Origin of the sequence: Microbispora sp. KK1-11, from assembly GCF_006874435.1 — a bacterium.
Taxonomy (GTDB): Bacteria; Actinomycetota; Actinomycetes; order Streptosporangiales; family Streptosporangiaceae; genus Microbispora; species Microbispora catharanthi.
This window is the reverse complement of the sequence record NZ_VIRJ01000038.1, coordinates 1-22,293: the sequence shown is the minus strand read 5'-3', so window position 1 is coordinate 22,293 and position 22,293 is coordinate 1. Positions and strand designations below refer to the sequence as shown.

Sequence of the window (22,293 nt, the reverse complement as noted above, 5' to 3'; positions counted from 1 at the left end):
CCCAAGACCCCTGGGTCATGCGAGAGAAAGACGAACCGTGCGAAACCTGAACTCCCCCACGTCCCGTCGCGGCTTCTTCGCGGCGGGCGGAGCGGCCGTACTCACCCTGGCGCTGGCCGCCTGCGGGTCGAGCGATCCGGCGCCCTCCACCGCAGGTCAGAGCGCGAAATCGTGGTCCTTCACCGACGACAGGAAGGAGACGGTCACGGCGGGGGCCGTTCCGTCGCGGGTCGTGGCGTTCACCGGGACGGCGGCGGTGCTCGCCGACTACGGACTGCAGCAGAAGGTCGTCGGCGTCTTCGGCGAGACGAAGCGCGCCGGCGGCTCGCCCGAGCCGCAGGCCGGCGACCTGGACGTGAACAAGGTCACGATCCTCGGCAACGTCTGGGGCGAGTTCAACATCGAGAAGTACGCCGCGCTGCGTCCCGAGCTTCTCGTGACGCACATGTACGACCCCGGGGCCCTGTGGTACGTCCCGGACGAGAGCAAGGACAAGATCGTCAAGCTCGCTCCCACGGTCGCCATCAGCACGGCCCGCGTCCCGATGACCGAGCCGATCGAGCGCTACGCCGCCCTCGCCGAGTCGCTGGGCGCCGACCTCAAGGCCCCGAAGGTCGCCGAGGCCAAGGCCAGGTTCGAGGCCGCCGCCGAGAGCGTGCGCAAGGCGGTCGCCGAGAACCCCGGCATCAAGGTCCTGGCCGCCTCGGGCAGCCCCGACGTGCTGTACGTGTCCAACCCGGAGGTCAACACCGACCTCATGTACTTCACCCAGCTCGGGGTCGACGTCGTCAAGCCGGAAAAGCCCGGCGACGGCGGCTACTACGAGAACCTGAGCTGGGAGAACGCCGACAAGTACGACGCCGATCTGGTCCTGCTCGACAACCGCGGCACCGCGCTGCAGCCCGAGGACCTGACGTCCAAGCCGTCTTGGGCCAAGCTGCCCGCCGTCAAGGCCGACCAGGTCGTGGGCTGGGACCCCGTGCCGCGCTTCTCGTACGCCGGAGCCGCGCCGATCCTGGAGGGCCTTGCCTCGGCGATCCGGAACGCCAAGAAGCTCGGCTGACCACGCTTCGGAGGAATCACCCGGGGACACGTGTCGACTCCCAAAAGTTAGGTTTGCCTAACCTAACTCCTCACGGTAAGGATGACAATGACCTATCCCCATGCCGGGGCCGCGCGGCCATACCTGTTCAACGACCGGACGGTGGAGGGCTACCGGCGGGCGATGGCCGCGGCGACCGAGCGGGTGGCGGACCGGATCCGGCGCGCCGACCGGCCGTTCAGCGGCGTGTCCCCGGAACGGCTCGCGCCGGAGATCGCCGCGATCGACCTCGAACGTCCGCTGCACGACCACGCCGCCGCCCTCGACGAGCTCGAACGGGTCTACCTGCGCGACGCCGTCTACTTCCACCACCCCCGCTACCTGGCGCACCTCAACTGCCCGGTGGTGATCCCCGCGCTGCTGGGAGAGGCGGTGCTGTCGGCGGTGAACTCCTCGCTCGACACGTGGGACCAGAGCGCGGGCGGCACGCTCATCGAGCGCCGCCTGATCGAGTGGACGGCCGGCCGGATCGGCTTCGGTCCCGCCGCCGACGGCGTCTTCACCAGCGGTGGCACGCAGTCGAACCTCCATGCCCTGCTGCTCGCCCGCGAGGAGGCCCTGACGAACGCCGGCGCCGTTCCGTCGCGGCTGCGCGTGATCACGTCCGAGGCCGGGCACTTCAGCGTGCGCAAGGCGGCGAACCTGCTCGGCCTCGGGCCGGACGCCGTCGTCGCCGTGAAGACCGACGACGAACGGCGGATGCGGCCGGCCGCGCTCGCCCGCGAACTCGACCGCTGCCGCCGCGCCGGACTGGTGGTCATGGCCGTGGTGGCCACCGCCGGCACCACCGACTTCGGCTCGATCGACCCCCTGCCGGAGATCGCCGCCCTGTGTGAATCGACCGGGGTGAGTGAATCCGGCGGGGTGTGGCTGCACGTGGACGCGGCGTACGGCTGCGGGCTGCTGGTCTCGCGCAGACGGCGGCACCTGCTCGACGGGATCGAGCGGGCCGGCTCGGTCACCGTCGACTTCCACAAGTCCTTCTTCCAGCCCGTCAGCTCGAGCGCCCTGCTGGTGCGCGACGGCGCGGTGCTGAGGCACGCGGCCCACCACGCCGACTACCTCAACCCCCGGCGGATGGCCGAGCGGGGGATCCCCAACCAGGTGGACAAGAGCCTGCAGACCACCCGCCGCTTCGACGCGCTCAAACTCTGGCTGACGCTGCGGGTGATGGGCCCGGACGCGGTCGGCGAGCTGTTCGACGAGGTCGTGGACCGCGCGGCCGCCTCGTACGCCCTGGTCGCGGCGGACCCGCGCTTCGAGATCGTCACGCGGTCGCCGCTGAGCACGCTGGTCTTCCGCTACCTGCCGCGGGAAGGTCCCGGCCGCAAGCTCGCCGACGACGCGAACCTGTACGCCCGTGAGGCCCTGGCCGCCTCCGGCGAGGCCGTCGTCGCGGGGACCACGGTCGGCGGACGCCACTACCTGAAGTTCACCCTTCTCAATCCGGAGACCACGCTGGACGACGTCGCGCACGTCCTCGACCTCCTCGCCGGACACGCCCAGCGGTACGTGGACGATCTCGCCCCGCTCGCCGACCACTCGGAGGTAACGCATGTCCACTCATGACTTCGTCGCGATCGGGCTGGGGCCGTTCAACCTGGGCCTGGCCTGCCTCGCCGAGCCCATCGCCGAGCTCGACGGCGTGTTCCTGGAGGCGAGGCCCGGCTTCGCCTGGCACCCCGGGATGATGCTCGACTCCGTGACGCTGCAGACGCCGTTCATCGCCGACCTCGTCACGCTGGCCGACCCCACCTCGCCCTACTCCTTCCTCAACTACCTGAAGGAGACCGGCAGGCTGTACCCCTTCTACATCCGCGAGAGCTTCTACCAGCTCCGCGCCGAATACGACGCGTACTGCCGGTGGGCCGCCGCGCGGCTGCGCAGCGTCCGCTTCGGCCACCGGGTGACCTCGGTGACGTACGACGAGGCCGACGGCCACTACGTCGTACGCGCCGTCACCGGCGGCGGCGAGACCGAACACCGGGCCCCGCACCTCGTGCTCGGCACCGGCACCCCGCCCTACGTGCCGGAGGCCTGCCGGGGCCTCGGCGGCGACCTCGTCCACAACGCCGGCTACCTCGACGCCAAGGCCGCGCTGCAGGCGAAGGAGAGCATCACGATCGTCGGCAGCGGGCAGAGCGCCGCCGAGATCTACCGCGATCTGCTGGCCGACATCGACACCTGCGGCTACAGGCTGAACTGGGTGACCAGGTCCCCGCGGTTCTTCCCGCTGGAATACACCAAGCTGACCCTGGAGATGACCTCCCCCGAGTACGTCGACTACTTCCACGCGCTGCCCGAGGACACCCGATATCGCCTCGAAGCCGAGCAGAAGGGCCTCTACAAGGGCATCGACGCGGCGCTGATCAACGACATCTTCGACCTGCTCTACGCCAAGACCGTCGGCGGTCCGATCCCCACCCGGCTGCTGACCTGCACCGAGCTGCGCGAGGCGGCCTACGACGCCGACCGGGGCGAATACACGCTCGGGCTGCGTCACGTGGAGCAGGAGCGCGACTTCACGCTCGTCACCCAGGGGCTCGTGCTGGCCACCGGCTACCGCTACGCGCCCCCCGCCTTCCTCGACCCCGTACGCGACCGGATCCGGTGGGACCGGCACGGCCGGTTCGACGTGGCCAGGAACTACAGCGTCGACGTCACCGGCCGGGGGATCTTCGTGCAGAACGGCGCCACCCACGCCCACGGCGTCACCTCCCCCGACCTCGGCATGGGCCCCTACCGCAACTCGTGGATCATCGGCCAGATCCTGGGCCGGGAGCACTACCCCATCGAGAAGGCCATCGCCTTCCAGGAGTTCGGCGCGCCCGAGGGCGTGGTGGCATGAGCGAGCGAAGCGGTGGGCACAGCGACGTCGTCTTCCGCCGCACGGACGCCCGGGTCGGCGAGCTCGCCGTACGCCGGCTCGACCCGGAGGCCGACGCCCCGGTCGTGCACGCCTGGGTCACCCACCCCAAGGCGGTGTTCTGGATGATGCAGGACGCCGACGTCGCCCGCGTGGAGCAGGAGTACCGCGAGATCGTCGGACACCCGCACCGCGACGCGTTCCTCGGGCTGGTGAACGGCCGTCCGGCCTTCCTGGCCGAGCGCTACGACCCCGCCCGGGTCGAGCTGGCGGGCCTCTACGACGCCGAGGAGGGCGACGCCGGCATGCACTTCCTGTGCGCGCCCGCCGAGACGCCGGTTCACGGCTTCACCCTGGCCGTGATCACCACGGTCATGGAGCTGCTGTTCGCCGATCCCGCGACCCGGCGGGTGGTGGTCGAGCCCGACGTGCGCAACACGGCGGTGCACGCGCTCAACGCGGCCGTCGGCTTCGAGGTCGTCGGCACCGTCGCCAAGCCGGAGAAGGACGCCCTGCTGAGCGTCTGCACCCGGGAGAGGTTCCTCGCCGCGACCCGGGAGCGGTTCCTCGCGGCGACCCGGGAGGCGACGGCGTGAATCCCATCGAGGCGGTCTCCCATCTCACCCCCGCCACGTGGGAGAAGGCCAACCGGCGGCTGGTGCGCAAGGCGCTCGCCGAGTTCGCCCACGAGCGGCTGCTCGCCCCGCGCCCGCTCGGCGACGGCCGTTTCGCCGTGCGCGGCGATCACGTGGAGTATCGCTTCGCCGCCACGGTCATGTCCCTCGACCACTGGCACATCGGCGAGGTCACCCGCCACGGGCCCTCCGGCGAGCCCCTGCCGCTCGACGCGCTGGAGTTCGTCACCGAGATGCGCGGCCCGCTCGGGCTGAGCGACGAGATCCTCCCGGTCTACCTGGAGGAGATCACCTCCACGCTGGCGAGCCTCGCGTACAAGCTGAGCCGCCCGCAGGTCGGCGCGGCCGAGCTGGCGAAGGCCGGCTTCCAGGAGATCGAGGCCGCCATGACCGAGGGCCACCCGTGCTTCGTGGCCAACAGCGGCCGGATCGGCTACGGGATCGACGACCACCATCTCTACGCTCCCGAGGCCGCCGCGCCCGTACGGCTGATCTGGCTGGCCGCCCACCGCGACCACACCACGTTCACCTGCTCGCGCGACATCGACTACGACCGGCTCATGCGCGGCGAACTGGGCGAGGAGGCCCTGGCCCGCTTCGCGGGAACACTGGCCGGCCTGGGGCTCGACATGGCCGACTACCTGCTCGTGCCGGTGCATCCCTGGCAGTGGTGGAACCGGATCTCGGTGACGTTCGCGGCGGAGCTCGCCGAGCGGCGGCTGGTCTGCCTGGGCCCCGGCGACGACGAGCACCTCGCCCAGCAGTCGGTCCGCACGTTCTTCAACGCGAGCGAGCCGTCCAGGCACTACGTCAAGACGGCCCTGTCGGTGCTGAACATGGGCTTCATGCGGGGCCTGTCGGCGGCGTACATGGAGGGCACCCCGGCGATCAACGACTGGCTCGCCGACCTGATCAGGCACGACGAGGTCCTCCGCGCGACCGGCCTGACGATAATTCGTGAGCGGGCGGCCGTGGGCTACCGCAACCGTCTGTACGAGGCGGCCACCGACCGCCACTCGCCCTACCGGAAGATGCTGGCGGCGCTGTGGCGGGAGAGCCCGGTCGCGGGCCTGGAGCCGGGCCGGCGGCCGGCCACGATGGCCTCCCTGCTGCATACCGATCAAGAAGGACGGTCGTTCGCGGCGGCGCTGGTCGAGCAGTCGGGCCTCGCCCCCGAGGTGTGGCTGCGGCGCTACCTCGACGCGTACCTCGTCCCGTTGCTGCACGCCTTCTACGCGTACGACCTGGCGTTCATGCCGCACGGCGAGAACGTCATCCTGGTCCTCGACGGCGGCGCGGTGGAACGGGTGATCTTCAAGGACATCGCCGAGGAGATCGTGGTCATGGACCCGGACGCGGACCTGCCGCCCGAGGTCCGGCGGATCCGCGCGGAGGTGCCCGAGGACCACCGGCTGCTGTCGATCTTCACCGACGTCTTCGACTGCTTCCTGCGCTTCCTCAACGCGGTGCTCGCCACGGACGGCGTGCTGGACGAGGACGCCTTCTGGCGGACCGTCGCCGAGTGCGCGGCGGCCTACCAGCGGTCGGTCCCGCACCTCGCGGACCGGTTCCGGCGCTACGACCTGTTCGCCGAGAGGTTCGCCCTGTCGTGCCTCAACCGCCTGCAACTGCGCGACAACCGGCAGATGGTGGACCTGACCGACCCGTCGGCCGCGCTGCAGATGGCCGGCGAGCTGGTCAACCCCATCGGCCGCTTCGCCCCGGTCGCCCCGGTCGCCGCGGTCGCTGCGGTCCGGCCGGAGAGCTGAGCGCCGCCTACGCCGGGGCGTACGTGAGGCAGTCGGCCTCGTCCTGGGAGTAGCCGATGTCGATGCCGGGCGCCTGGCACTCCAGCGCCACGTTGTGCCGGCAGTCGGACATCTTGCAGGCGCCCACCCGGCCCACGGTCTCCTGGTCGCCACCCTGCGCGGGCGCGGTGAAGAACGTGTCGCAGTGCGCGTGGGACGCGTCTCCGACCGTGATCGCGGTGGCGTGGCACACGCGGTCGCGGTTGTACGCGCACGAGGTGGCCTCGCAACGGTTGACTACGGGCATCTCCATGAGCGGCTGTTCCCCCCTGACGATCGTGGCTTTCGTCCTGGCTCATACCGCCTTCGACCAGGTCGGCAATCTCCGCCGCGGTCCCAGACTCGGCCAAACCACGCCAGGGGATTCAGTGCAGCAGCTCCTCGGCCACGGCGAGGAGCTTCAGGGCGGTCGGGTCGGCGGCGCCGCCGTCGCGCGGCACCCGGTCGGAGATCCTCTGCAGCAGCACGTGGACGTCGTCGCCGCCGGGCGCCGCCGGCAGCGCCGCCTCGGCCCGCCGCAGCCGCAGCAGAAGCTCCAGGCCGTACGCGGCCTGGGCGGCGAGCATCGCGAGGAGGTCCACGTCGGCGAGGTCCCCCCGCCAGGTGGCGGATCTGTCGAGCACCTCCAGCACCCCGATGCAGCTCTCCTGCCGGATCACCGGCGCCGCCATGATGCTGCGGGGGACATAGCCGGTGGACTCGGCGGCGTCGTGGGCGAACTGCGGCACCGCGGCCACCTCGTCGGCGATCATCGGCTGGCCGCTCGCCGCGACCCAGCCCGCGATGCCTGTGCCGGGCGGGAAGCGCGTCCCGACCAGGTGCTGCTCCCCCTCGCCCGACACGGCCTCGAAGACCAGCTCGCCGGTCTCCTGGTCCACCAGGAAGACCGACGCGGCGGCCGAGGCGAAGACGTGCCGGGCGACCTCGACGGTGGACTGCAGCAGCCTGCGCTCGGTGATTTCGCTGTCGGAGCGCCGTTCATGCACGGACATGCGCGCCTCCCTTGGATGTGACGACGTTGCTGGCGGCCAGGTAGAGCACGGACTTGAGCTGGAAGGGGGTCATCCACCGGTGCTTGCTCAGGATGAGCGCGCAGATCCCGGTGATGTGCGGCGCGGCGAAGCTGTTCCCGGTGCTGCGGATCTCCCTGCCGCGGCGCCAGGCCACCGGGACCCGGACGCCCCGGGCGAGGAACTCGGCCGGCGGCGCGGGGTTGTAGTAGTAGGTCATGGGGTCGGGCTCGTCATGGCTGGCCACCGAGATGACCGAGGAGAAGGTCCAGGGGAAGCTGACGACCGGCATGTTGTGGGCCGAGGCCACCAGCAGGCAGCGCCGGAAGTACGCGCGGTCGGCCAGCTCGTGCAGCGCGGGCAGATATTGGCTCCTGGTGGTGGACAGGCTGAGGTTGACGAGGTCGAACCCCTCCTCGACGGCCCAGCGCAGCCCCGCCAGGAGGGCGGCCCCGCTGCCGGAGCGCCCGTCGGTCAGCACCCGCACCGAGGTCAGCGAGACGGCCGGGGCGATCGAGCGGATCACACCGGCGCACGCGGTCCCGTGCCCCACGGGGTCCACCGGGTCGCAGTCGACGACCGTCAGGTCCTCGCCGTCGGCGACCACCAGCGAGCGCTCCAGGCCCCCGACCCGCGGATGAGAGGCGTCCACCCCGGTGTCGAGCACGCAGACGCGCACGCCCGCTCCGTCGGCGCGGCCCGCGCCGTCATCACCCGTGCCGTCACCTGTGCTGTCGTCACCCGCGCTGTCGTCACCCCATGCCCACTCCCTGGTGACGTCCTCCAGGCGGCTCACGCCGAACTCCTCCGGGGCCAGCCGTGAGGTCGCCAGACTCCAGGCCGGCACGCCGGGGAAGTGCTCACGCCGCTCCCGGCGCCATGGGGGCTGCGTCACGTTGGCCTCTCCTCCTCGATCCACCGGCGTACGCGCCGGGCGGGCAGCTCCGCCCCCTTGGCCGCGTAGTCGCGCAGCGCGCGGGCCGCGGCCTGGGCCGCCGGGCCGGTGCGCCCGCCCGCGCGGTGCGCCACCGCCAGGTCGGCCAGCACGTCCCCGCGCAGGCAGGGGTCGTCGGTGCGGGCGAGCAGCTCCTCCGCCTGGGCGGCGAGGGCGCCCGCCGCGCCGTGGCCGCCGTCGAGAGCCGCGACCCGGGCGCTCAGCGCGAGCAGGGTCAGCTCGCCGCGGGTCTGCAGCCGTCCGCCCGCGGCACGCAACCGGTCCAGCTCCCGCGCGGCCTCGGGGTGCCGCCCCTGCCGGAGCAGCTCGCGCGCGGCGTAGAGCTCCAGCGTCCTCGCCGGCTCGGACTGGCCCGCCCGATGGAGGTCCGCCGCCGCCCTGCGGAACAGCGCCTCCGCCTCGGCGTGCCGGTCGACGAGCGACTCCACCAGCCCGCGCACCTGGAGGACCGCCGTCGCCGCGAGATCGAGGTGGAGGTCGCCGGCGTACTGGTCGGCCTTGTCGAGGACGGCCCTGGCGGCGGTGACGTAGCCGGCGAGCGCGAGCAGCCGCGCCTCGGTGACCAGGACGGGCAGGAGCATCGCCCGGTCGGCGCGGAACCTGCCCGACACCCCGACGCACAGGCTCAGCCCCTCGGCCAGCGGCGTGGGGGACCACTGCGCCAACTCGCAGAGCCCGCTGAGCAGGCGGTTCTCCTCATATCTGTCGCCGAGGGAGCGGGCCCGGGCCAGGGCGTCGCGCAGCGCCGCCTCGGCCGCCCCGAACCGGCCCTCGCCGATGCGCACCAGCGCCTCGAGATGGTGGAAACGGCACCAGCCGAGGTCGTCGCCGGGGTCGGCGGCCAGCAGGTCGCGGAGCGGCTCGCCCGACGCGGGGCGGGTGCCGAAGCGCACCGCCAGCGTCTCGCGCTGGATGGCGCAGATCAGCCGGTTGCGCCGGTCGTCCGGCAGCATCCGCTCGGCCACGTCCAGCGCGTCGTACGGCCGGTCGGCCTCGCCGCGGGCCAGCCCGGCGTCGCAGATGCGCACGGCCAGCACCCGGTGCTCGGCGTGGCCGGCCGGCAGCAGGTCGCGGCCCCGCTCCAGCAGGGCGATGGCGGCGGGCAGGTCCTTGCGGTGCAGCGCCTGGGTGCCCTCGCCCACCAGGGCGCGGGCGGCCCGCTCGGTGAGCGCCGGCAGCATCGGGTCGTCCGGCCGCACCTCCCGTTTGAGCAGGCAGGCGGTCTCCAGGTGGTGGGTCAGGTCGCCGTGCGAGCTCTCCTCGCCGGTATGGGACGAAAGGGCGGCGCGGGACGCCTCGGCGGCGCCGGCCTGGCCGGCGATCCGGTCGGCGAGGGCCAGATGCCAGGTGGCCCGCAGGTCCTTGCGGGTCATGGCGTAGACCGTGTCCCGGGTCAGCGTCTGGGTGAAGCGGAACGACCCCGGCGCCTCCCCGCGCCGGACCATGCGCGTGCGGATCAGGCGCCCGAGCAGCTCGTCGACGTCGAGCCGGGCCTGCGGCTCGGCGGCGCAGAGGATGCCGAGCTGGTCGCGGGTGAAGACGTGGCCGATCGTCGCGGCGCGTTCGAGCACGTCGCGCTCCCCCTCGTCGAGCCGGTCGAGGCGCGCGCCGAGCAGCGCCTGGATGGTGGGCGGCAGCGGGGCGTCCTCGCCCTCCTCGGCAAGCGTCTCCAGCAGCAGCTCGGCGAACAGCGGGTTGCCGTCGGAGCTCCGCGCCACCCGCAGGCACAGGGCCCGGCCGGCGGCCATGTCGTGGGCGACCACCTCGGCGTCCGGCAGCCGGTGTGCGGCCAGCTCGGCGACCAGCCGTTCCATCTGGGCGGCGTCGAGCGCCCCCAGCTCGAACGCGGCGGCACGCTCCGCGTCGTCCCCCCAGGCGGGCCGCGCATCCAGCAGCTCGGGCCTGGCCACCCGTACGACCAGGACCGGCACGTCGGCGAGCCACGCCGCGAGGTCGTCGATCAGGTCGAGCAGGGTCGGCTCGGCCCAGTGCAGGTCCTCCCAGACCGCCACCAGCGGGCCGCGCCGGGCCAGCGCCTCGAACAGCGCGCGCACCGCCCGCGAGATCTCCTCGACGCCGGCGTCCTCCCCGGTGCGCGGCGCGCGCGAGGCGTCGGCGGTCGCCAGGCCGCGCAGGGTGGAGCCACTCGACGCCTCCAGGGCAGGCTGGATGTCCCGCCAGTCGTCGCCGAGGGATTCGACCATCTCCACGATGGGGCGATAGGTGATCCCCACGCCGTACGAGCGGCACCGGCCGCTGATCACGGTGACCCCGGCGGGCAGCTCGTGGACGAAGTCGCGCACGAGCCGGGACTTGCCGATGCCCGGCACGCCGAGCACGGTCACCACCCGGCACCGGCGGTCCCGCACCGCGTCCCGGTAGGCCGCGCGCAGGCGCCCGATCTCGGAGTCGCGGCCGATGAGCGGGATCTGGTCGTCGTCGTGGCCGGTGTCGGGCTCCAGGGAGGTCACCCGCCAGGCCCGTACGGGGTTGCTCTTGCCCTTCAGCGTGAGCGGCGGCACGGGCTCGAGACGCGCCTGGGCACGGACCATGCGCGCGACCTCGTCCCCGACGAGGATCTCGCCGACGCCCGCGGCCGACTGCAGGCGGGCGGCCGTGTTGACGGTGTCGCCGATGACCCGCAGGTCCGCTCCCGGAGTGGCGATGACCACCGCCTCCCCGGCGCTCACGCCGCAGTGCACGTCGAGCCGGATGCCGTGCGTGGGGGCCAGGTCCTCGCTCAGCTCGCGCACCCGCTGCAGCGCGGCGTGCGCGGCGCGGACCGCCCTGAGCGCGTCGTCCTCGCGGCCGGCGGGGATGCCGAAGGCGGCCATGATCGCGTCCCCGATGTACTTCTCCACCACGCCGCCGTGCTCCTCGACGCCGGAGGTGCACGCCCGGTAGTAGCGGTCGAGGACGTCCCTGAGCAGCTCGGGATCGAGCCGTTCGGCGAGCTCCGTCGAGCCGACCAGGTCGATGAAGACGACGACGACGTTCCGGCGCGCAGGGCGGGCCGCCCCGGCGCTCATACGAGCTTGAGCTCCTGCCCCTCGACCTCGCCGGCCGCCGCGTCCAGGCGGGTCTTGATCGAGTTGAGCAGCTCGACCTCCGGCCTGCTCAGCTCGGCGAACACCTGCCGCTGCCGCTCGTTGAGCAGTTCCACCGGGTGGCCCGCCTCACGCAGGGCCGTCAACGGGTCGAACGGTGCCGGCCCGCCCTGAACCTCGCGGCTGTTCATCGGCCACCTCCTGGTCGTGCGGGGACGGGTCGTGCGGGACCTGTCGGCCACAGGGGTACGCCGCCAACGGTAAGGACGGAGGGTTCAGGGCCAGTATGGCGACGCCATGCCGCCGCCATACTGGCCCCGATCACGCCTGGTCCGGCCGCGCATACCGGCGCCATACCGCGTCCCTACTGGACGCCAACCGCCGGTTGGCACGCTCCGAGCATGAGTGAGCGGAGCGATCGCACCGGCAAGCACAGTGAGCTGCCGCCGCTGCGCCGTAACTCCCGGTTCCAGATGCTCTGGACGGGGGCGGCGGCATCGGAGCTGGGGACCACGCTCACCTGGGTGGCCTTCCCGCTGCTGATCCTGGCCGTCACCGGCTCCGCCGCGCTGGCCGGGCTGGTCGGCGCCTGCCGGATCACGGCCAATCTCCTGTTCTCCCTGCCCGCAGGGGCGTGGGTCGACCGGTGGGACCGGCGCCGGATCCTGATCGCCGCCGAGGTCGTCCGGTGTCTCGCCCTGGCCGCGCTCGCCGCCGCCGTCCTGACCGGCAGGGTGGCGCTGTGGCAGATCGTGGCGGTCGCGGTGGTGACCGGCGCGGCCGACTCCTTCTTCGGGCCCGCCAGAGCCGCCGCGATCCGCGCGGTCGTGGCTCCCGGGCAGCTCCCCGAGGCGTACGCCCAGGAGGAGGCGCGCGGGCACGCGGCCTCCCTCGCCGGGCCGCCACTCGGCGGCTTCCTGTTCGGCCTGGGCCGGGCCCTCCCGTTCGCCGTGGACGCGCTCAGCTACCTGGTCTCGCTGGTGTGCCTGGTGCGCGTGCGGGTGCCGCGCCGGCCGGCGGAGGCGGTGGAGCGGCGCGAGACCGGGATGCGGGCCGACGTCATGGAGGCGGCGGGCTGGCTGTGGCGCCATCGCGGCCTGCGCGCCGGGCTGGCGTTCGCCCTGGTCGCCAACCTCGTCGCGAACGCGCTGCTGCTGCCCGTCATCGTCATGGTGGAGTCGCGCGGCGGTGATGCGGCCGCGACCGGCGTCGTGCTGGCCGGGCTGGGCCTGGGCGGCCTGCTCGGCGCGACCCTGTCGGCCAGGATCGGACGCCTGCTGCCGCCGGGCAGGCTCATGCTGGCCGTGGTCGGGTTCTTCGCGCTGGCCGTCTGCGCGACCGCCCTGCCGTTCGGGCCGTACTGGCCGGTGGTCCCGCTCTTCCTCGCGATGGTCGCGGCGCCGGCGCTCAACGTGGTCCTGCGTGTCCTGCTCGCGAGGCTCGTCCCGGACGCGATGACGGGCCGGGTGGTCTCCGTGTTCACCATGGCCACCATGGGCCTGACCCCGGTGGGGCCGCTGCTCGGCGGCCTGCTGGCGCAGTACGTCGGCGGCGCCGGCGCGCTGGTGGCGGTGGGCGGCCTGCTCGCGGCGGGCTGCGCGGTGGCCTCGATCAGCCCCGCGCTGCGCGGCCTCGACGTGCCGGCTGCCCCCGCCGCCGGTTCCGCGCCCTCAGCGGTTCCGGTCCTCGCCGAGCTCGGCCGCGAACCGGTGGGCGAGCGGTGACATCGCGTACGACAAGGAGTGGGCGACCACCTCGGCGTCGGTCTCGGCCTGCGGAATCGACAGGACACCGGCCTCCAACAGGGACTCGATGACCCGCTCGCCCCGCCCTTCTGTGCCGTCCAGCGCCGCGACGAGCTCCTCGTGCCCGAAGACCGGGCCGTCGAGCGCGCCCAGGGCGAGGAACGCCGCGCGATGCGACCACGACGGGTGGGCGTAGCACTCCTCGAACCGCCGGCGCAGTGACACGTCCCCCGCGACGAACTCGTCCAGCACGTCCTCGGTACGTTCCAGCCGCTCCGCCAGCAGGCCGAGCGGCAGGTGCCGCAGCCCGGCGAGCCGGCCCCCGAGCAGGCGCAGGACCAGGGGCGACAGCCCGCACCTGCGGAAGATCCGCAGGACGGCGGGCAGATCCCCGGCCACCCGGTCGCGGCCGATCAACCGGCTCAGGAACTCGACGCCCTCACTCGTGGACAGGTCATCGAGATCGATCCTGGCCACCGACTCCAGCCCGCTGAGCCTGCCCCGGCTCGTCACCAGGACCCTGCTCGACGTGGTGCCGGGGAGCAGCATGCGGACGCTCGACTCGTCCGGCGAGTCGTCGAGGACCAGCAGGACCTTCCGGTCGGCGAGCCACGACCGCCAGACGGAGGCCAGCACGTCGTCCTCGCGCACGCCGGCGACCTCAAGGCCGACGCCCTCAAGGATCTCCCGCTGGACGTCCGCGGCCGGCCGCGGGACGCCGTGACGCCGCAGCGGGATCACCACGGCGCCGTCCGGATAGCGGGGGGCGAGCAGGTGCGCGACGTGCACGGCGAGGGAGGTCTTGCCGGCGCCGAGCCCGCCCGTGATCACCGTGACGGGCGCGGGCTCGTCCAGGATGCGCCGCACCTCCGCCTCCCGGCCCACGAAGTCGTCGATGGCGCGGGGCAGCCGGTTCGCCAGGGCCCGTACGGTCCGGGGACGGGCGGCGCCGGCCAGGCCGGGCAGACGTGCGGGCGGGGATCCGTCGCCGCGGAGGATGGCCTGGTAGAGCTGCCTGATCACCGGGCTGGGATCGATTCCCATCTCGCCGGCGAGGTGCCGGCGCAGGCCCTCGAAGTGGGCCAGGGCCTCGGCGGCCCGCCCGCACCGCGACAGCGCGGTCATCCTGGCCGCGGCGACGCGCTCGCGGGCGGGGAACCGCGCGGCGACGACGTCGAGGGAGCCCAGGGCCTCGACGTGGCGGCCCAGCTCGATCTCCAGCTCGACCCAGTCCTCGTAGATCGACAGGAAGAGCTCGGTGAAGCGGCCCACTTCGGCGGCCACGAGCGGGACATGGCAGAACTCCTCGAGCGGCCGTTCCCGCCACATGCGGACGGCGTCGCCCAGCAGCGCGGCGGCGGTGGCGAGGTCTCCGCTCCGGACGGCGGCGCGCCCCGACCTGCCCAGTTCCAGGAAGCGCAGCAGGTCGAGCTCCTCGCGATCGGCGCTGATGCGGTAGCCCCATCCCTGGAAGCTGATCCGATCGCCCACGATCTTTCGGAGCGCGGACATGTAGACCTGCAGGTTCTTGCGGGCCGTACGCGGCGGGGTCTCGCCCCACAACGAGTCGATCAGCTGGTCCGACGGGATGACCGCGTTCGCGTGGCACAGCAGTATCGCCAGGAGGAGCCGCTGTTTCGGAGCGCCGATGACGGCCCTGCGGCCCGCGACGCGGACCTCCAGCGAGCCGAGAATCGAGCAGTGCAGTCGAGGCGAGCTCACGTCACCCATGGCGCTTTCCTTGGTCCGGGTCTGCGCGGCGACCCCGGTCACCGGCGGGAGCCGGGTGTCCGAGTGCCCAGCAGGAGGAAGTCGACGAGTCCGAGCGGCGACGGGGGTCCGGTGTTCCCCAGGGCCGCAAGGTGGAGCGTCCTGATCGCGAGCGCGACGGCCGTGGAGACCTCGCGCCCTCCGGCCTTCGCCTCGAACCAGCGCCAGTCGCCGTCGGTGTTGACTTCGAGGAACACCACCTCGCCCGCGCTGAGCAGCAGGTCGAAGGCGCCGTAGGTCAGCCCCCACAGGCTCGCGAGCCTGCGTACGGCGTCGGCGACCGCGGGCGGGGCGGCGACCGGCGTGACCGTCACCTCGGCCTCCTCCCGCCACGGCGAGTCGGGGGCGCGCTTGCCGACGGCGTAGGCGTGCACGGCCCCGGCGACGTGGTAGACCCGCAGCTCGGCGTCGTGTTCGACGTGTTCCTGCACGATGACCGGATAGTCGAGGGCGGGCCGGCGCAGGACCTCCGCACGTGCCGCGATCTCGGGGAGCACCCCGGTCAGGAGGCCGGGCGAGGTCTCGATGAAATGCTCCCCGACGACCTTGACCACGACCCGGCGGCCCGGCATCGCGGCGGCGGCCTCCGCCGGGGCGGTGGTGACGACCGTCCGGGGGACGCGGATCCCGGCCGCCGCCGCCCCGGCGAGCTGCTCCAGGCGGCCGGGACGGTTGCCGGGCAGGCTGGACGGCGCGAGCGAGCGGAGCTGGCGGACGAACGCGTGCCAGGACTCGGCCCGCAGCAGGGTCTGTGCGGCATCCGCCGTCGCGGGCACGGCCCGGGGGGAGAAGTGACGCGCCCAGACGACGGTCGGAGCGATCCGGCGGCCGTCCAGGTCGAGCACGCGCCAGGTGCGGTCGTGCCCGGCCCCGCCGGTCACTGTGGCGGACAGCCGCAGCGCGGCAACGCTCTCGGCGTCGACGCGTACGCTCGGCACGCCGAGGTGGTGCAGGGTCTCCTGGAGGACGGCGAACTCGGCGCAGCCCGCACGGTCGGCCAGCACGACGCAGGGTGCGGCGTCCGTGGCCGGCCCGGTTTCCGGGAGCCGCCACGACACCGAGCCCGGCGATCCGCGCAGGTCGACGGTGAGGTGAGGGTCGCACGACCGTCCGGGCCCGGCCTGGCCCGGGACGCCGGTGGCGCTCAACAAGGCGTGACCGCAGCCGTGCGCGATCCGAATCCGTCACCTCGCGCCGGCGACGCTTCCACCGGCGGCATTTTCGTGATCACGCCCATATCCCACCAGTCAACGGTGGCTCCGGTTTGCTGTCAATAGAACCTTATGTGGTTAATTGATATGTTTATTGTTATATGTAGGAGTTGCATTCGAGCAGGTCATTACAGGTCTATGTCCGGAAAGCGGCGACTGTCGGAAGCCCTGGCTGCTGTTCTGTCCCGACCCGTAAATTGTGGTCGTGAGCAATTCCTGAATAGGGGCATCCCGCTGTTGATCGCGAATCGCCCGCGACGGCCACGGCGGCCCGGATGGCCGTTCCGGTGCGGCACCTAAACTGAGATGCGCGGTGGCGAGGTGAGGAGGGCGGCGTGAGCCGGCGCGTACGCGGCGATCGGGAAGAGGCTGATCTGCCGGTCGACCCCGACGTGGACCTTCGCCACGAGCGGGACATGTTCCGCGGGCCGGCGGCCCCGGCCCCGGCCCGCCGCCGGACCTGGGACGTCCTCGCGGTGATCGCCCTCGGCGGCGGAGCCGGCGCCGTGGCCAGGTTTCTGCTCGGCCGGGCCTTCCCTGCGCCGCCCACCGGATTCCCCTGGGCGACGTTCCTCGCCAACGTCACCGGCTGCTTCGCGCTCGGGGTCCTGATGGTCTTCGTCCTGGACGTCTGGCCGCCGCGCCGCTACGTCCGTCCGTTCCTCGGGGTCGGCTTCCTCGGCGGATTCACCACGTTCTCCACCTTCACGACGGAGATCGTGGACAGGTCGGCGCGCGGTGCGTGGCCGACGGCCGCTGTGTACGCGGCGGGCAGCCTGGTCGCCGGGCTGGTCGCGGTCTGGTGCGGCATCGTCCTCGCCCGCGCCTTGGCGGGCCTCCCCGTACGGCGGCGCAGGAGGGGGGACGGATGAGGCTGCACGGCCCCGCGCAGCGCCTGACGATCTTGATAGGGGAGAGCGACCAGTATCGGCACCGGCCGCTGTACACCGAGATCGTGCACCGGGCGCGCGCCATGGGACTGGCCGGGGCGAGCGTGTTCCGGGGCATCGAGGGCTTCGGCGCCTCCTCGCGCATCCACACCAGCCGCCTGCTGTCGCTCAGCGAGGACCTGCCCGTCGCCGTCGTCATCGTGGACGTCCCGGAGAGGATCAGCGCGTTCGTGGCAGAACTGGACGAACTGGTGACCGAGGGACTGGTGATCGTCGATCCGGTGGAGGTCTACCGCTACGTGGGGCGTGAGCCGGGGCGGGCGGAGCCGTGACCCTGCTGCTCGTCTTCCTCGGCGGCGTCGTCGGCGCCCCCGCCCGTTATCTGATCGATCGGCTGGTGCAGCGCCTGCACGACAGCGTGTTCCCCTGGGGCACGCTGACGATCAACGTGTCCGGGTCGCTCGTGCTCGGGCTGCTGCTCGGCGCGCGGGACGACCTCGGGCTGCCCGCCGCGATGGTCACCCTGCTCGGCACCGGCTTCTGCGGTGCGTTCACGACGTTCAGCACGTTCGGCTTCGAGACCGTACGGCTGCTGGAGGAGGGCTCGGTCCTGGAGGCCGGGCTCAACGCGCTCGGCAGCCTGGTCCTCGGCCTTCTCGCCGCCGCCGCCGGATTCGCGCTGGCCGCCCTCCTGGCCTGAAACCGCCCCACCCGGCCGGGTGGGGCGGTTGCGGCACGGGGTCAGTGGTGCCCGTGGCCGTTGTGCTTCTGGGTCCAGGGACCGGTGATCGCGAAGACGTAGCCGGGGGTCTGGATGTTGGCGAACAGGATGCGGCCGTCGTCGCTGAACGTCGGGCCGGTGAACTCGCTGTCGTTGAGCTCGTTGCGGGCCATCGGGTAGGGCGTGCCCTTGTCGGTCACGCCGACCAGGTGCGACAGGCCCTCGCCGTCCTCGGCCAGGATGACGCCGCCGTACGGCGAGACGGTGATGTTGTCCGGCCCGTCGTAGTCGGTGTCCTGCTCCGGGTCGGGGTTGACACCGAAGATCGTCTTGAGCGTGACGGTCTCCGACTCGGGGTCGTAGAACCAGACCTGGCCGTCGTGCTCGTTGACGCTGCCGTCGTCGTGCCGGGCGTAGCTGGCGACGAAGTACGCGCCGCCGTCGCCCCACCAGGCGCCCTCCAGCTTGCGGCTGCGGGTGATCTGGTCGTCGGTGAACTGCTTGCGCACGGAGGTCGTCTTGGCGTCCCGGTCCGGCACGTCGACCCACTCGACCTTGTAGCGGGTGCCCGGCTGGGTCGCCTCGGACAGGTCGGCGATGTGCCTGTTGCCCTTGCGGCACCGCATGGCCTGCAGCTTCCCCGCGGTGTCGCCGCCGGGGCCCAGGGCCAGCGCGCGCAGCGCGCCCTTGCGGCCGTGGAAGCCGTGGGGCGGGGTCCAGCGGAAGTACAGGCCGTTCGGGCCGCTCGCGTCCTCGGTCAGGTAAATCTCGGAGTTGCGCGGGTTGACCGCGACGGCCTCGTGGGAGTAGCGGCCGAGGAACTTCAGCGGCACCGGGTTCTTGTTGGCCTCGCGGTCGAACGGGTCCACCTCGAAGACGTATCCGTGGTCCTTCTGGAAGGCCCCGCCGGCCCGCTGCTCGGTCTCCTCGCAGGTCAGCCACGTGTCCCACGGCGTGATGCCGCCCGCGCAGTTGTTGTGCGTGCCGGCCACGCTGACGTACTCGCGGACCCTGTTGCCGTTCCTGTCGACCTCGATGGTCGTCGTGCCGCCCTTCGCGCCCGGGTCGTAGGTCAGTCCGGGCAGGGCCGGCACGCCGTAGGGCTCGTCGCCGCCGATCTCGTGGTTGTTCACCAGCACCCAGCCGTCACGGCCGCGGAAGCAGCCGGTGCCGTCGGCGTCGCTGGGGGTCGGCTCGCCCGACTCCAGCACCGTCTTGCCGGCCTGAGCGACGATCTTGTAGGAGAAGCCCGCGGGCAGGGCGAGCAGGCCGGCGGGGTCGGCGACGACCGGGCCGTACCCGGTCGTCTTGCCGGCCCCCGCCTGGGCGGCCTGGGCGGCGGCGGGGCCGGCGATGGCCTCGATGCTGCCCGCGATGGCGATGCCGAGGCCGCCGGCGGCGGCCGAGCGCATGAGGTCGCGGCGGGAGAGGGAGGAACTCACAGACGTACCTTTCGGTGCATACGGCAGGCCATGTGATCCCATTTCCTCGTCCTGAACCCCTCCTTCCGTGAAACGGACGCGAGGGTGAACGCGCGACAACGATCTCAGGACGGGATGTCCCGCCTGCGGGTCACTTCGCCAGGAAGGCGAGGAGCGCGTCGGTGACCTCTTGGGCGTGGGTCCACAGCAGGCCGTGCGGGGCGCCCTCGATCTCGACGTACTCGGCCTGGGGGAGCGCCCGGTGGAACGGGCGGCCGGTGGACTCGATGGGCAGGATGCGGTCGGCGGTGCCGTGCACGATGAGCGTCGGAACGTCGATCTTGGGGATGTCGGCCCGGAAGTCCGTCGTCCAGGTGGGGACGGCCGCGGACGAGGCGTACCACGACGCTCCCGCGGCGGTGTTCCAGTTGGCCCGGACGACCTCCTCGCTCAGGCGCGTGCCGAGGTTCTCGTCGGTGTTGTAGAAGGCGTTGTAGAAGTCGGTGAAGTAGGCGTAGCGGTCCTTGGTGACGGCCTCGAGGATGCCCTCGAACACGCTGCCGTCCACGCCCTCCGGGTTGTCCTCCGTCTTGAGCAGGAACGGTTCGAGGGAGGCCAGGAACGCGGCCTTGGCCACCCGCGCCGAGCCGTACGTGCCGAGGTAGCGGCCGACCTCGCCGGTGCCCATGGAGAAGCCGACGAGGATCACGTCACGCAGGTCGAGGGTCTCCAGCAGCGTGTTCAGGTCGGCGGCGAAGGTGTCGTAGTCGTAGCCGACGGTGGGCTGGCTCGACTGGCCGAAGCCGCGGCGGTCGTAGGTGATGACGCGGTAGCCGGCGCCGAGCAGGGCGGGGATCTGCTTCTCCCACGAGTGGCCGTCCAGCGGGTAGCCGTGGATGAGCACGATGGGCTGCCCGCTGCCGTGGTCCTCGTAGTACAGGTTGATGTCGGTGCTGTTCTCCTGGCCGACGGTGATGTACGCCATGACGTGCTCCTTCTGATCTCCGGTTCGTGACCCCGGCCTTTGCAACCGGTTTCCTCGCACGCCCCAGAGACTAGGGCACAATTAAGTTGTGCGCAAGGTAATCGCGCGCTCAGCACCTCATGGGCCTGCCGCCGATAAGGTCACGGTTGTGCGGATCATGAAGGGTGCAGGCGAGCGGGCGCGGCCGGCCGCCGGGGCTGCCGACGACAAAGGCGGCGGCTGGTCGCGAAGCGTCAGCCCCTCAGTCTCGCCGGTTCGCGTACGCGGTGACGTTCGCGGTCAGGCGGCGCAGCGTGGCCAGTGTGCGGGTGAACTCCCCGGATTCGAGCGCCATCGCGTCACCGACCGAGGCGAAGATGTCGTCGCTGCGCTCCCGCAGCCCGGCGCCCTTCTCGGTCAGCGTGATCTGCACCGTGCGCTCGTCGTCGATGCGGCGCTCCCGGCGCAGCAGGCCGTTCGCCTCCAGGCGCTTGAGCAGCGGCGTCATCGTGCCGTAGTCGAGGTGCAGCGCGGCGCCGAGTTCCTTGACCGTGACGCCCTCCTCGGGGCCGTCCCACAGGACCAGCAGGACCAGGAACTGCGGGTACGTGAGACCCATCTCGTCGAGAAGCGGACGATAGAGGGCGGTGACGGCGCGGGAGGCGGCGTAGAGCGCGAAGCACATCTTGTCATCGAGGATGCGGGGAAGCCGCTCGCTCGTGGTGCCGGTCATCCTTCCACTCTAGGAGCCTGGCCCGCCATCTGCACGTGAACGGTCCAATCGTGCACGAGGTTTTTCCGGGTGGCGTGACCCGGCGCCGGCCGGGTCACGCCGGCCCCGTCAGCGGCACCGGCGCAGCACCATGGGCCTGCCGCAGCTCATGGTCCCCGGGTGGGTGCCGGCCCGCGCGTCCAGGCCGAGGCGGAGGTCCAGGTCGACGGCGAGGCCGAGGCCCAGGCTGAGGCCCGCGTCGGCCCTCGCGCCGAGGTCCACGGCGGCGGCCGCGGGCTTGGCGACCTTCGGCGTGTCACAACCGCAGCCCGCGTAGGCGGGCGCGGCGGCGAGCAGGCCCACGCAGGTCAGGGCGGCCAGGGACAGAAGACGGAAAGGGTGGTGCATGAAGATTCCTCATCTCAGGTGTAACTAATCGTGCTCGATCGTTACTCTTCGTATCCGTGTGCGGGTTGCGACAAACTCAGGGCGCTCCCGGTGAAGCACCAAAAGCCCGGCGAGAAACCGGTGGCGAAGCGGCCATTGCCCGCCGTGAAGTCCGGACGTACCGTCGATGGCGTGGCCGTCATCCACAGGGAGCGTGTGGCGTGGGAGAGCGCCAGGGTGTTCGTCGCGGCCGCGACGGACGACGCCTACTGGTGGCTCGGTGAGACGCTCGGACGCCATCTCGGGCACACGTACGAACGAGACCTGACCCGCACCCGCGCGCGCCTCCACCGAGACGAGCCCCGGCCTGTGCAGGGCGTTCGCGAGGACGCGTTGTCCGCCGAGGTCGGCGCCTGGCGCGCCCGGATCGAGGGCGTCCTGGAGGAGCGTCCGGAGCTCGCGGCGGTCCTGTGGCAGTTGATCGAGGAGACCGGCCGCCGCCTGGCCCGCTGACGCCCCGCCGGCCGGCGCTCCACGTATGACTGAGGCCGGGTCGTCCACAGGCTGTGGACGACCCGGCCCTTGAACCATTCAGCGGAAGCGGCGGAGCCTGAGACTGTTGCTGACGACGAAGACGCTGGAGAACGCCATCGCCGCTCCGGCGATCATGGGATTGAGCAGCCCCGCGGCGGCCAGCGGCAGAGCCGCGACGTTGTAGGCGAACGCCCAGAACAAGTTGCCCTTGATCGTGCGCAACGTGCGCCGCGACAGCCGGATCGCATCGGCCGCCACCCGCAGATCCCCCCTCACCAGGGTCAGATCGGCCGCCTCGATCGCCACGTCGGTGCCCGTGCCCATGGCCAGCCCCAGATCCGCCTGAGCCAGCGCGGCGGCGTCGTTGACCCCGTCCCCGACCATCGCCACGGTCTTGCCCTCGGCCTGCAACCGTTTGACCACATCGACCTTGTCGGCCGGCAACACCTCGGCGATCACCTCATCGATGCCCACCTGGGCGGCGACCGTCCGGGCGACCGCCTGGTTGTCGCCGG

The 22,293-nt window shown here is 72.2% G+C and carries 22 protein-coding genes; 10 read left to right on the top strand and 12 right to left on the bottom strand.

Translation table 11 applies throughout. The features are described 5' to 3' along the window. Nucleotides 1–37 precede the first annotated feature (37 nt). The 5 genes from FLW16_RS37130 to FLW16_RS37110 all read left to right on the top strand — a co-directional run bounded on the left by FLW16_RS37130 (nucleotide 38) and on the right by FLW16_RS37110 (nucleotide 6,372). Complete coding sequence (locus FLW16_RS37130; protein ID WP_142565509.1) at nucleotides 38–1,063, top strand: ABC transporter substrate-binding protein; 1,026 nt, start codon at nucleotides 38–40, stop codon at nucleotides 1,061–1,063. 87 nt (nucleotides 1,064–1,150) lie between these two features. Then, nucleotides 1,151–2,671 (top strand): aspartate aminotransferase family protein, encoded by a 1,521-nt coding sequence (locus tag FLW16_RS37125; protein WP_142565507.1) that lies wholly within the window; start codon nucleotides 1,151–1,153, stop codon nucleotides 2,669–2,671. Then, nucleotides 2,658–3,950: a lysine N(6)-hydroxylase/L-ornithine N(5)-oxygenase family protein gene (locus FLW16_RS37120; RefSeq protein WP_142565505.1), complete on the top strand. Its 1,293-nt coding sequence runs from the start codon at nucleotides 2,658–2,660 to the stop codon at nucleotides 3,948–3,950. Before FLW16_RS37125 ends, FLW16_RS37120 begins: the two co-directional genes overlap by 14 nt. Continuing rightward, nucleotides 3,947–4,564 (top strand): GNAT family N-acetyltransferase, encoded by a 618-nt coding sequence (locus FLW16_RS37115; protein WP_142565502.1) that lies wholly within the window; start codon nucleotides 3,947–3,949, stop codon nucleotides 4,562–4,564. Before FLW16_RS37120 ends, FLW16_RS37115 begins: the two co-directional genes overlap by 4 nt. Beyond that, nucleotides 4,561–6,372, top strand: a complete 1,812-nt coding sequence (locus FLW16_RS37110) for an IucA/IucC family siderophore biosynthesis protein (protein WP_142565500.1) — start codon at nucleotides 4,561–4,563, stop codon at nucleotides 6,370–6,372. The genes FLW16_RS37115 and FLW16_RS37110 overlap by 4 nt, the downstream gene beginning before the upstream one ends. 7 nt (nucleotides 6,373–6,379) lie before the next feature. Here FLW16_RS37110 and FLW16_RS37105 read toward each other — a convergent pair whose 3' ends face one another. The 5 genes from FLW16_RS37105 to FLW16_RS37085 form a co-directional block, all read right to left on the bottom strand. Further along, nucleotides 6,380–6,664 (bottom strand): DUF1540 domain-containing protein, encoded by a 285-nt coding sequence (locus FLW16_RS37105; RefSeq protein WP_142565498.1) that lies wholly within the window; start codon nucleotides 6,662–6,664, stop codon nucleotides 6,380–6,382. 112 nt (nucleotides 6,665–6,776) lie between these two features. Beyond that, nucleotides 6,777–7,403, bottom strand: coding sequence for a GAF domain-containing protein (locus FLW16_RS37100; RefSeq protein ID WP_142565496.1), 627 nt, complete (start codon nucleotides 7,401–7,403; stop codon nucleotides 6,777–6,779). Next, nucleotides 7,390–8,316 (bottom strand): S8 family serine peptidase, encoded by a 927-nt coding sequence (locus FLW16_RS37095; RefSeq protein ID WP_142565494.1) that lies wholly within the window; start codon nucleotides 8,314–8,316, stop codon nucleotides 7,390–7,392. The genes FLW16_RS37100 and FLW16_RS37095 overlap by 14 nt, the downstream gene beginning before the upstream one ends. Beyond that, on the bottom strand, nucleotides 8,313–11,405 hold the full coding sequence (locus tag FLW16_RS37090) for an AAA family ATPase (RefSeq protein WP_142565492.1): 3,093 nt from the start codon (nucleotides 11,403–11,405) through the stop codon (nucleotides 8,313–8,315). Before FLW16_RS37090 ends, FLW16_RS37095 begins: the two co-directional genes overlap by 4 nt. After that, entirely contained in the window at nucleotides 11,402–11,614 is a 213-nt protein-coding gene (locus tag FLW16_RS37085) for an aroma-sacti cluster domain-containing protein (RefSeq protein WP_142565490.1), read from the bottom strand. Before FLW16_RS37085 ends, FLW16_RS37090 begins: the two co-directional genes overlap by 4 nt. A 210-nt stretch (nucleotides 11,615–11,824) precedes the next feature. Between FLW16_RS37085 and FLW16_RS37080 the strand changes: the two genes are divergently transcribed. Further along, complete coding sequence (locus FLW16_RS37080) at nucleotides 11,825–13,147, top strand: MFS transporter (protein WP_142565488.1); 1,323 nt, start codon at nucleotides 11,825–11,827, stop codon at nucleotides 13,145–13,147. On the opposite strand, the gene FLW16_RS37075 is transcribed toward FLW16_RS37080, so the two are convergent. Continuing rightward, nucleotides 13,094–14,899, bottom strand: a complete 1,806-nt coding sequence (locus tag FLW16_RS37075) for a BTAD domain-containing putative transcriptional regulator (RefSeq protein ID WP_142565486.1) — start codon at nucleotides 14,897–14,899, stop codon at nucleotides 13,094–13,096. The genes FLW16_RS37080 and FLW16_RS37075 overlap by 54 nt on opposite strands. A gap of 38 nt (nucleotides 14,900–14,937) precedes the next feature. After that, entirely contained in the window at nucleotides 14,938–16,089 is a 1,152-nt protein-coding gene (locus FLW16_RS37070; RefSeq protein WP_142565485.1) for a hypothetical protein, read from the bottom strand. A 395-nt stretch (nucleotides 16,090–16,484) separates the two neighbouring features. On the opposite strand from FLW16_RS37070, the gene crcB (FLW16_RS37065) reads away from it, so the two are divergent. Genes crcB (FLW16_RS37065) through crcB (FLW16_RS37055) form a run of 3 tightly spaced genes read left to right on the top strand, consistent with a single transcriptional unit; the run spans nucleotide 16,485 to nucleotide 17,739 of the window. After that, nucleotides 16,485–17,021, top strand: coding sequence for a fluoride efflux transporter CrcB (gene crcB, locus FLW16_RS37065; RefSeq protein WP_260616006.1), 537 nt, complete (start codon nucleotides 16,485–16,487; stop codon nucleotides 17,019–17,021). Continuing rightward, nucleotides 17,018–17,371, top strand: coding sequence for a DUF190 domain-containing protein (locus FLW16_RS37060; RefSeq protein ID WP_142565483.1), 354 nt, complete (start codon nucleotides 17,018–17,020; stop codon nucleotides 17,369–17,371). The genes crcB (FLW16_RS37065) and FLW16_RS37060 overlap by 4 nt, the downstream gene beginning before the upstream one ends. Continuing rightward, the gene (crcB, locus tag FLW16_RS37055; protein WP_142565481.1) at nucleotides 17,368–17,739 is read left to right on the top strand and encodes a fluoride efflux transporter CrcB; all 372 of its coding nucleotides are present in this window, start codon (nucleotides 17,368–17,370) and stop codon (nucleotides 17,737–17,739) included. The genes FLW16_RS37060 and crcB (FLW16_RS37055) overlap by 4 nt, the downstream gene beginning before the upstream one ends. 41 nt (nucleotides 17,740–17,780) lie before the next feature. On the opposite strand, the gene FLW16_RS37050 is transcribed toward crcB (FLW16_RS37055), so the two are convergent. The 4 genes from FLW16_RS37050 to FLW16_RS44130 form a co-directional block, all read right to left on the bottom strand. After that, complete coding sequence (locus FLW16_RS37050) at nucleotides 17,781–19,202, bottom strand: PhoX family protein (protein ID WP_260616005.1); 1,422 nt, start codon at nucleotides 19,200–19,202, stop codon at nucleotides 17,781–17,783. 130 nt (nucleotides 19,203–19,332) lie between these two features. After that, nucleotides 19,333–20,166, bottom strand: coding sequence for an alpha/beta fold hydrolase (locus tag FLW16_RS37045; protein WP_139575377.1), 834 nt, complete (start codon nucleotides 20,164–20,166; stop codon nucleotides 19,333–19,335). A gap of 241 nt (nucleotides 20,167–20,407) precedes the next feature. Further along, on the bottom strand, nucleotides 20,408–20,878 hold the full coding sequence (locus FLW16_RS37040; protein WP_142565477.1) for a MarR family winged helix-turn-helix transcriptional regulator: 471 nt from the start codon (nucleotides 20,876–20,878) through the stop codon (nucleotides 20,408–20,410). A gap of 108 nt (nucleotides 20,879–20,986) precedes the next feature. Then, the gene (locus FLW16_RS44130) at nucleotides 20,987–21,265 is read right to left on the bottom strand and encodes a hypothetical protein (RefSeq protein ID WP_185949758.1); all 279 of its coding nucleotides are present in this window, start codon (nucleotides 21,263–21,265) and stop codon (nucleotides 20,987–20,989) included. A 171-nt stretch (nucleotides 21,266–21,436) separates the two neighbouring features. Here FLW16_RS44130 and FLW16_RS37030 point away from each other — a divergent pair, with 171 nt between their 5' ends. Then, nucleotides 21,437–21,757, top strand: a complete 321-nt coding sequence (locus FLW16_RS37030) for a hypothetical protein (protein WP_142565473.1) — start codon at nucleotides 21,437–21,439, stop codon at nucleotides 21,755–21,757. A gap of 78 nt (nucleotides 21,758–21,835) precedes the next feature. Here the strand turns inward: FLW16_RS37030 and FLW16_RS37025 are convergent. After that, nucleotides 21,836–22,293 (bottom strand): HAD-IC family P-type ATPase (locus FLW16_RS37025; RefSeq protein WP_142560663.1); only part of this gene is annotated, 458 nt, incomplete at its 5' end.